The organism is Candidatus Polarisedimenticolia bacterium (assembly GCA_035764505.1).
Taxonomy (GTDB): Bacteria; Acidobacteriota; Polarisedimenticolia; order Gp22-AA2; family AA152; genus AA152.
Genome location: DASTZC010000105.1, coordinates 1 through 8,374, shown reverse-complemented (window position 1 = coordinate 8,374; position 8,374 = coordinate 1). Strand labels below are relative to the sequence as shown.

The window sequence follows — 8,374 nt, the reverse complement described above, 5'->3', positions numbered from 1 at the left end:
AGCGTCAGGATGTCCTGGTAGTCGCGTCCCAGGATCGGCAGCTCGGCGATGAAGGTGGAGGTGAAGGTGGTCGAACCGGTGACCGTCTCGGTGTCGATGGTCTGGCTCTTCCCCTGGACGCGCACCGTCTCCTTGAAATCGCCGGCCGGCCGCAGGACCACGTTTTGCTCGAGAGTTCTCCCCGGTCCCAAGGAGAGATCGGAGAAGACGATTGTGGTGAACCCGGGGAGCGAGACGGTCAGCTCGTACCGTGAGCCCGCCGGAAGCGCCGGAAAGCGGAATTTCCCTGCAGCGTCGGTGATGGCGCCCTGCTCGTGAAAGGCGAGATCCTGGTTGCGCAGGACGACGGTGGCACCCGGCAGCGGCTTGCCGCCGGAATCCAGGACCGTTCCCTGAAGCATCGCATCGCCGGCGGCACAGACGACTCCCCCCGCGGCGACAACCGAAATCGTGCCGACGATGAGGATTGATCGGAGAGTGTTGCGCATCTCGCCTTCTCGCCGGCGCATTGCTCCAGGCCCGCATGCCGCCATGCGGAGAAGCTCAATCCGTACTTGACCTTAGTCCTCGGGGAAGCGGTAAAGCTCCGTTGGCTTCCCTCATACGACCAATAGGCAGTTTCGTCAAGCGGAAAGGGATTCAGGCGGTTGGCGCGGGACTTTGTCCCAGGAGGCTTCGTCGTGACGGCGCACGGGCTCAGAAGTCGATCTGGAAGCCGATCTGGAAGCGGCGGCCGAACTCGCGCTCGCCGACGAGCAGGACCTTGGCGGGGACGATCACCGGCCGCGGATCGTTCCGGAAGTAGCTGACGGTGGCGCGCCGGTTCTCCAGATAGTAGACCCGCAGGTCGTCGCTGTTGAGGAGATTGTAGATTTCCATGAAGGCCGATGCCGCCGCCTTCCCCATGACGAAGCTCTTGGTCACGCGGGTGTTGAACAGATAGGCGGGAGCATTCCTGTGGGTATTGCGCGCTTCCTGCGTGAAGCCGTAGCCGCGGTTCGTCACGCGGCCGTAGAGCAGCCGGCTCTGTGTATAGCCGACGTTGTCCTCGTCGGAGTAGTGGACCACGTTGGAATAAGGGAGGCCGGAGGCCCAGGTGGCCGTCCCTCCCAGCCTCCAGTCGTGCGGCAGGAAGGCGATGGCGCTGAACTTGGCGACGTGCGTCTGATCGTAGTTGAGATACCCGGGCTCGTATTCCGCCAGGGCCGGATCGTTGCCCAGAGTGGAGCGATACGACTCGGCGTCACCTCGCGACTTCGAGAAGGTATAGCTGGCCTCCATCTGCCAGCGCCGCTTGAGCCGCCGAGCGAACTCGAGCTCCCAGCCTTCGTAGGCCTGCTCGTTGTAGTTGCCGAGGCGCATGACGCGGTTGAAGAACAGGTTGTAGATGTAGAGGTCGGGAGCGCCGTTGGGCAAGTTGGTGCATTCGGTGCGGTGATTCTCGCGGACGTCGCAGTCGGCGACGCCGAACAGATCGGTGAATTTTCCGGTCGCCGGATTGATCTCGGTGTGGTGGTTCAGATCGATGTCTTGAAGCTGGTCGTGGTACTTGCGATTGACGTAGCGCAGCGAGACGAGCACCTCGGGGGCGAGCTCCCGGCGGAACCCGGCCGTAAACTCGTCGGAATGGGGGGTGGAGAGCCCACGGTCGATCTGGTAAGCGGAAGACGGCGATCCGAAGAGAGGATTGCCGAAGCCGTTGTCCGGGAGGTAATAGTCGTTGACCCAGTCGCCATCGAACTGGTACTGGCGGCTGACCGTGTCGGGCCCTTGCTCCAGCACGGCCGTTCCCAGAAACAGCTTGTCGTAGTAGCGTCCCCAGGACCCGAAAAGCATGGTCCTGCCGTCGGCCCAGGGGTCCCAGGTCAAGGATAGCCTCGGGGCGAGGTTGGAGTTGGTGATCCTGAAGCTCTCGGGCGCGCGAGTCTTGCTCGAGTAGCCAAAAACGCCCGCCAGGTTGTTTTGGCCGCCGGTGAGGGAGGCGAGCAACCCGGAGAGCACGTCGACGTCGAGGTTGTGACGGGTCAGCCGCGAGAAGGCCATCTGCCGCATGCGGGACATCATCTGCGCGAGCGGGAGATCGGTGCCGGCCGCGCAGGAATGGAGGGGATCGCTGCACAGTCCCGGGATTGACAGAGTGTCCAGCGTGTTCATGTCGAGGCCCGAGGACTCCATCAGGGTCCGGAACTCGTGCCCCTCCTGGACCGGATCGAAGGTCGTGTAGCCGAAGGATTCGATGTCCTCGTAATCAAAGCGCACCCCCAGGCCCACGGTGAGGTTGGGGATCGGCTTCCAGGTGTCCTGAAGGTAAAGTCCCAGGTTGTCGCCCGTCGCGGTGTTGTTGACCTGGGAAGGCAGTCCCTGAATGGTGCTGAGGCGGTCCGCGTAGAGGCGTCCGTCCGAGGGCCCGTAGCTGAAGGTCGAGCGCTTGCTGAGGGACACCTCGGGATAGAAAATCAAGGGACGCTGGACCGTGTCGCTATCGTACCCTTCGTGCTCGTAGACGGCCCCGACTTTCAAATCGTGGGTTCCGGCGAGGTCTCCGACGTACAAGGACATGTCCTCCAGCCAGCTGATCCGCTTGCGATGATCCTGATACTGGAAGCGTCCCGGTCCGTACGTCCTGCCTTCGGCATCCTCCTGAAGGTCGAGATCCGGAGGCAGCGGCTGGCGGTATTCCCCCGGCTCCTCGACACCGTTGCCGTTGGCGTCGTTCCAGAAAGGGGCCGACGTGTAGCCTGATTCACCCACGACGTCCAGGACGCCATTGCCGTTGCGATCCTCGGTATCGAACCGGCCGTTGCCGGCGGTACCCGGGGCGGCACCGTCCGGACAATAGAGAAAGCCGGGGTAGCAGTAGAGCCCGACGTCTTCTTCGGGATCGACCTGCCCATTCAGGTTCGTGTCCTCCTCGAAGTCGAGCCAGCCGTCGCAGTTCAGGTCTTCGTGGTCGTACCCTTCGCAAAGCCAGGCGATGTTTTTGTCTCCGTCGTGGTCGAGGTCCTCCCAGGGCTCCACGGTGTAGTCGTAGTTGACGTCCTCCATGACGTCGTAGAAGCGATCGCGATCCCAGTCCTCCCCCGGATCCCTCTCGTGGGCCTCGAGTATTCCGTTCTGGTTGCCTCCCAGATCGGGACGGTTGTCGGTGTAGAGCATCCCGTTGCCGTTGGTGTCGGGGTCCGTGGTGGGAAGCTGCTGGAAGCGGTTGTCGAACCAGGCGAGGGAGGATTCGAGCATGGCGTCCGGGGTGAAGACCGAGGAGCCTCTCAGCGTCAGCGTGGGTCCGCCGCGCGAGAGGTAATAGCCGGAGTCGAGATGGTCCGTGGTCTGTACCCCCTGGTTCTCGCGGCGCTCGTAGTCGTTGATCAACGAAAGCGACAGCCGGTGCGAGGGATGTGCCTGCCAGCTGAGCTTCAGGAACTCACGGTGGCCGTACAGAGGTTGGATGTAGGCCTCGAAGACGTTGTTGACCGGAGTCTCCTCGTGAATCATCTCGCCCGCCAGGTAGTACCAGAGATGGTCGCGGACGATCGGCCCCGCGACCGACAGGAAAGGCTTGATGTCGGAGAAGTGCTGCTCCAGGAGCGCCGACTTCCCGGTCAGACCGCCGCTGAGCTCGGGGTCCTCGACGCCGGCGCCGTCGCCGTCCAGCCGGTCGGAGCGCAGGAACAGCTTGAAGGTCCCCTGGAACTCGTTGCCGCCGGATTTGGTCTGGATACTGGCGAAGCCCCCCTGGGCGCGGCTGTACTGCGCCGTCGCGGCGGAGGTGATCACCTCCAGCTCCTGGATCGATTCGATGTTGAGGTTCTGGCCGTAGAAGCCGGTCAGCGGGTCGGTGGTGCTGACGCCGTCCACCAGGGTGACGACGTCGGTGGAGCGGGCGCCGTGGATGTTGGGGTTGCCGGTGCCGTTCACGTCGGTGACGCCCGGGGCAAGCGTCAGGATGTCCTGGTAGTCGCGTCCCAGGATCGGCAGCTCGGCGATGAAGGTGGAGGTGAAGGTGGTCGAACCGGTGACCGTCTCGGTGTCGAGGGTCTCGCTTTTTCCTTTGACCCGGACCGTCTCCTTGAGCTCGCCGGCCGGCCGCAGGACGACGTGCTGCTGGAGGATCTTGCCCGGATCGAGGGAAAGATCGGAGAAGACCACCGTGGCCAGGCCGGGGAGCGAGACCGTCAGCTCGTAGCCCGATCCCGGTGGGAGAAGCGAGAAGCGGAACTGCCCGTCGGTGTTGGTGACGGTCCCCTGCTCCTTAAAGGCAATGTTCTGGTTGCGCAGGACGACCGTGGCGCCGGGCAGCGGCTTGCCGTTGGCATCGAGCACCGTCCCTACCAAGGCGGTGTCGCCGGAGGCGCAGGGGACTCCCGTGACGGCGAAAGCCAGAATCGCGCCGAGGATGATGAGAGTCCGGCCCACTTTCGCGCTCCCGCATTGGGTCGGCGTACACCGGCCGCGGGTTCGCACCTGTTGCTGATCTGCTGAAGTAGCGGACAGCTCCGTTACCTTCCAAATACGACCAATTCGTATCTGGGTCAAGTGGAAAAGCGGGGCCTGGACCCACGGGTCTTTACGAGAATTGTGATGGCAATACTTGCCGAAGAAAGGACTTATCCGCTCAGAAGTCGATCTGGAAGCCGATCTGATAGCGGCGGCCGAAGTCGCGCTCGCCATCGACGATGACCTTGGGAGGGATGATGATGCCGGTGTTGTCCCGCGCGCTGAAGAACACGAGCCGCGCGGGAATGTTCTCGATCGAGTGAATACGCAGGTTGTCGCTGTTGAGCAGATTGTAGACTTCGAAGAAGGCCGAGGCAGACGCCTTGCCGACCACGAAGCTCTTGGTGACCCGCGCGTTGAACAGGTAGGCGGACGGGTTGCGGTGCGAGTTGCGGTCCTCCTGAACGTAGCCGAAGCCGTTCTTCCCCAGGTAGCCGTAGACCAGCCGGCTCTGGGCATACCCGACATTGTCACTGTCGTCGTAGTGGATGACGTTCGAATAGGGAAGCCCCGAGCTCCAGGTGGCCGTGCCTCCCAGCCGCCAGTCCCCCGGCAGGAAGGCGATGGCGTTGAACTTCACGACGTGGCGCTGATCGTAGTCGAGAAAGCCCGCCTCGAACTCCGTGAGCGACGGGTCGTTTCCCTGCTCGGCGAGGAAGCTCTCGGCGTCGCCCTTTGACTTGGAGAAGGTGTAGCTCGCCTCCATCTGCCATTTGCGCTTCAGGCGCCTGACGAACTCGAGCTCGTAACCCTGGTACTCCTGCTCGTTGAAGTTTCCCAATCGGTAGACGCGGTTGAAGTAGATGTTGTTGATGTAGAGATCCGGGGCGCCGTCCGCATTGTTGGAGCAGACTCCCGCCTGGCACTCGGTGTCCCCCAGGCGATCGGCGAACTTCCCGGTGGAGGGTTCGATGTCCGTGTGGTGATTGAGGTCGACGTCCTGGAGCTGATCGTGGTACTTGCGGTCCACGTAGCGCAGCGAGACCAGCACTTCGGGAGCCAGCTCGCGACGGAACCCGGCGGTCCATTCGTCGGCATGGGGAGTCGACAGGTTGCGATCGACCTGGAAGGCCGATAACGGGGATTGAAAGACCGGAAGACCAATCCCGTTGTCGGGAAGCCTGTTGTCGTCGACCCCGTCGTAGTCCCACAGATACATGCGGTTCACGGTGTCGGGCCCCTGCTCCAGCACCACGCTTCCGAGAAAGAGCTTGTCGTAATACCTTCCCCACGACCCGAAGACCATCGTCTTGCCGTCGGACCAGGGATCCCAGCTCAGGCTGAGGCGTGGGGCGAGATTCGAGTTGGTAATCTCGAACGACTCCGGCGCGCGGGTTTGCACCGGATAACCGAGCGCCTCATCGAGGTCGGAATGGCCCCCGGTCACGCCGGACAGGAAGGTGGAGAGCACGTCCACGTCCAGGTTGTGACGCGTCATGCGGGAGAAGCTGCGCTTGCGGAGCTGGGACTGGAGGGCCGCCACCCTGCCGGGGCTCCCCTGGCACGAGTAGAGTGGGTCCAGGCACAGCCCGGGGTTGGCCACATTATCGTAGATGTTCGAGTCCACTCCGGAGGCGTCCAGGAGGGCACGGAACTCGCTGCCCTCCCTGACCGGATCGAAGTGAGTGTAGCCGAAGGAATCGAGCCTCTCGAAATCGTAGCGGACGCCCAGTCCCAGGGTGAGGTTGGGAACCGGCTTCCAGGTGTCCTGCAGGTAGAGGCCCAGATTGTCGCCCGTTGCCGTGTTGTTCACCTGGAAAGGGACCCCCAGGATCGTGCTGACGCGGTTGGTGCGCGTGGCGGAGCTGCCGGCTCCGGGGCTGCCGATCGTCCCGCCGGGCTGGTTGGCCGGAGCGCGGCTCGGGCTGAAGATCTTGGGGCGCTGGAGCGTGTCGCTGTCGTACCCCTCGTGCTCGTACACCGATCCCATCTTGAGATCATGCGAGCCTGCGACATCGCCGACGTAGAGCGAAAAGTCCTCCACCCAGCTCAGCCGCTTGCGATCGTCCTCGAACTCGAAGCGGCCTGGTCCGTACGTCCGGTTGTCTACGGAGGTCTGGAGGTTGGCGTCGCCCTGGAGTGGCATCCGGTACTCTCCAGGGTCGGGCCACCCATCGTCATTGGCGTCGATCCAGAAAGGGGCTCCCACGTAGCCCGAATCGCCCATAATGTCGAGCTGTTGGTTGCCGTTGCGATCCTCGGTGTCGAAGCGACCGTTTCCTCGGGTCCCCGGCAGGAAGCCCGAAGGGCAATAGCCCCGGTTCTGGTCGCAGGCGATGCCGACATCCTCCGACGGATCCAGCCGGCCGTTCATGTTGGTGTCTTCTTCGCGATCCAGCTCGCCGTTGCAGTTCAGGTCCTCGTGATCGTATCCCTCACAGTGCGAGCTGAAGCCGCGCGCGACGCCGTCGCGGTCCTGGTCCTCACCGGCATCTTTGAAGGAGTTGTGATTGAGGTCCTCGTACATGTCGAAGAAGCCGTCCCGGTCCCAATCCTCTCCCGGATCGCGCTCGCTGGCGTCGAGGATACCGTCCTGATTGCCCCCCAGATCGGGACGGTCGTCGGTGAAAAAAATTCCGTTGCCGTTGGTGTCGGGATTCGTGGTAGGGAGCCGGTGGAAGCTGTTGTCGAACCAGGCGAGCGATGACTCGAGCATCGTGTCGGGGGTGAAGACCGACGACCCTTTGAGGGTCAGGGTGGGGCCACCGCGGGTGCGGTAGTAGCCGGAGTTGAGGAGGTACTGGCTGCCGACGCCGTCGTTCTCCTTGCGCTCGTAGTCGTTGATGACCGACAGCGACAGCCGGTGCGAGGGATGCGCCTGCCAGCTGAACTTCAGGAACTCCCGGTGGCCATAGGTCGGGGCGATGAAAATCTGGGACAGTGCGTTGACCGGCGTCTCTTCATGGATGTACTCGCCCGCGAAATAGAACCACACCTTGTCACGCACGATGGGCCCCGACACCGACAGAAACGGCTTGATATCGGAGAAGTGCGCCTCGGTGAATTTCACCTGGTCCTTGAGACCGCCGCGTAGCTCTGGGTTCTCGACGCCGGCGCCGTCGCCGTCCAGCCGGTCGGAGCGCAGGAACAGCTTGAAGGTCCCCTGGAACTCGTTGCCTCCGGATTTGGTCATGATGTTGGCAAAGCCCCCCTGGGCCCGGCTGTATTGCGCCGAGGCGGCGGAGGTGATCACCTCCAGCTCCTGGATCGACTCGATGTTGAGGCTCTGGCCGTACAGGCCGGTCAAGGGATCCGTGGTGCTGACGCCGTCCACCAGCGTCACCACGTCGGTGTCGCGGGCGCCATGGATGTTCGGATTGCCGGTGCCGTTCACGTCGGTGACGCCGGGAGCCAGGATCAGGATGTCCTGATAGTCCCGTCCCATGATCGGCAGCTCGGCGATGAAGGTGGCGCTGAAGGTGGTGGAGGCGGTGACCTTCTCGGTGTCGATGGTGTCGCTCTTTCCCTCGACGCGGACGGTCTCTTTCAGGTCGGTGGCCGGCCGGAGCACGGCGTTCTGCACAAAGGTCCTGCCCGACTCCAGCGAAAGGTCGGAGAAGACGACCGTGGCGAAGGTGGGGAGGGAAAAGGTCAGCTCGTAACGGGATCCCGGGGGAACGAGGGAGAAGCGGAACTCCCCCTGGGCATTGGTGATCGTCCCCTGCTCGTGGAACGCAAGATCCTGGTTGCGCAGGACGACGGTGGTCCCCGGCAGCGGCTTGCCGTTGGGATCGAGGACCGTCCCCACGAGAGTGGCATCCGTGGCAGCCAGGACCGGGAGACAGGCGCCGACAAACAGCCCGGCGAGAAACATCAGATTCCGGATAACTCCCCGCATCCCCCACCCTGCACGGGGAACCGCACGATTCCTCGCGGCGAC

At 63.3% G+C, this 8,374-nt stretch carries 3 protein-coding genes; all 3 read right to left on the bottom strand.

Annotation, left to right across the window (positions count from 1 at the left end):
* The coding region (locus tag VFW45_07180) for a carboxypeptidase-like regulatory domain-containing protein (GenBank protein ID HEU5180557.1) at positions 1–488 on the bottom strand (488 nt) is incomplete at its 3' end.
* 208 nt (positions 489–696) lie between these two features.
* Positions 697–4,413, bottom strand: coding sequence for a carboxypeptidase regulatory-like domain-containing protein (locus tag VFW45_07175; GenBank protein HEU5180556.1), 3,717 nt, complete (start codon positions 4,411–4,413; stop codon positions 697–699).
* Between the two features lie 199 nt (positions 4,414–4,612).
* A complete protein-coding gene (locus VFW45_07170; GenBank protein ID HEU5180555.1) occupies positions 4,613–8,308 on the bottom strand; it encodes a TonB-dependent receptor in 3,696 nt (1,231 codons plus the stop codon).
* Between the last annotated feature and the right edge of the window lie 66 nt (positions 8,309–8,374).